Source organism: Hydrogenophaga sp. (assembly GCF_041633695.1).
Lineage (GTDB): Bacteria > Pseudomonadota > Gammaproteobacteria > Burkholderiales > Burkholderiaceae_C > Hydrogenophaga.
Genome location: NZ_JBFJMY010000658.1, coordinates 1 through 1766 on the forward strand (window position 1 = coordinate 1; position 1766 = coordinate 1766).

Below are 1766 nucleotides of genomic sequence, written 5' to 3' on the forward strand. Positions count from 1 at the left end.
GAACTGTCGCTGTCGGCCGGGGGGTCAAAGGTGAATGCGCTGCGGCGCTTGGGCTGCAGCCCGAGCGGCTTCACGCCACAACGCGCGGCAACCACATCGGCCCATGCCCCTGCGGCATTGACCAGGCGGTTGGCGCTCAACACGCGCCCATCTAGCAATTCAATCGTCCAATGGCCATTCTCTCTCTTGGCGGACGACAGCCCGGCGCTGTTCAGCAATTGCCCGCCATTTCTTCGCAGCCCACGCAAATAGCCTTGGTGCAGCGCATGAACGTCGATATCCATGGCATCGGAATCGTAGATGGCGCCACAGATCCGTTTGGCACGCAACGCGGGGCAGCGTTGAATGACCTGAGCTGTCGACAGCAGTTGAACCGATGGAGAGGATTTTTGGGCGAATACCAGCGCGTCGGCCAATTCCTGTTCCTGGCCCGTTTTGGCCACGTGCATCGCACCGCGTGGCGAGAGTATGGCCTGGGCCGTGAAGCCCTCGGGCGGGTCGATGTAAAACGCACGGCTGGCACAGGTCAACGCACGGATCATGGGCGTTCCATACGTTTCCATGAACAAAGCCGCGGAACGCCCGGTTGAGTGGTAGCCGGGCTGTTCTTCAAGCTCCAGAACACCCACACGTTCATGGGGCGCCAGATGATAAGCCAGGGACGCGCCTGCGATGCCCGCGCCAACAACAACAGTGTCAAACTGCACTTTGAACTCCAGGGTGGTTCTTGATTGAGGTGCTCTTGAGGGGCGCTGAGCCTACTTCTGGACGGCGTCCGGAAAAAGCCTTTCCCTGACGCTCGTGAATGTTCCCACAATGCCTTGGCGGAACGAGAGAACGACGACAAAGAACACCACGCCTTGAGCCACGGTAACCCAGTCCCGAAGTTCCGCCATATAGGTTTCCATTCCGATCAGTGTGAGTGCGCCCAACACGGGGCCGACAATTGTCCCCAGACCGCCGACCAGGGTCATCAGGACAAACTCCCCAGACATGTGCCAGGCCACATCGGTCAGCGACGCGATTTGCACGGCGATGGCTTTGGTGGCCCCTGCAAGCCCGGTGACGCCGGCGGAAAAAACGAAGACGGCAAGTTTGTAGCGATTGACGTTGTACCCCAGTGAAATCGCGCGGGGTTCACTGTCGCGGATGGCCGCGATGATCCGTCCGTACGGTGAGTGGACAAGCCGGGCCATCATCAATATGCACGCCATGCAGATCAGCAGAACAAAGAAATAGGTACTGGCGAGGGTCACAGCGGCCAGCGCCTCGACGCTGTACCAGCCCACCATGACCGTGTCGGTCACGCCGATAGCGACCTGACCCAGATGGCCACCAACAAGCGGCAACCCTATCACAGCGATTGCGCGGGCGTGGCCGGGATATGTCATTTTGGTTGTCATCTGCCAGCCTTACGCCAGCATTTGCGCAAGGGAAAGAGGGACCGGACCCGGTTCATCTGGGTGTTTTTTGAAACGGCCGGGGTTTTTCAATCCGCGCACCGTCGCGCCGCGTCACGCTTGCCTAACCCAAGGCTGCGCGTCACAGTTTACCCATCACACTGCGCGCATCACCAAAGGGGCCAACCATGCACAATCGTATCGACCTCATCCGCCCCGACGCGCCCAGCCTTGCCGCACGCGGGCCGCACCCCATCGGGGTCACCACCCACGAGAGCGACATCCATGCAGGCAGGACGCTGACGACAGAAATCTGGTACCCGGCCCATGCCGATACATCGCCCGGCACCGTCTATCACACGCTGC

Annotated in this window: 2 protein-coding genes; both read right to left on the minus strand. The window is 60.5% G+C overall.

The window, feature by feature from the left end:
• Positions 1-707: NAD(P)/FAD-dependent oxidoreductase (locus ABYB95_RS22920; protein ID WP_372662484.1), on the minus strand; the 707-nt coding region annotated here is incomplete at its 3' end.
• Positions 708-758: 51 nt separating this feature from the next.
• Positions 759-1403 carry a hypothetical protein gene (locus tag ABYB95_RS22925; protein WP_372662487.1) on the minus strand — a complete coding sequence of 215 codons (645 nt, stop codon included), beginning with the start codon at positions 1401-1403 and terminating at the stop codon, positions 759-761.
• Between the last annotated feature and the right edge of the window lie 363 nt (positions 1404-1766).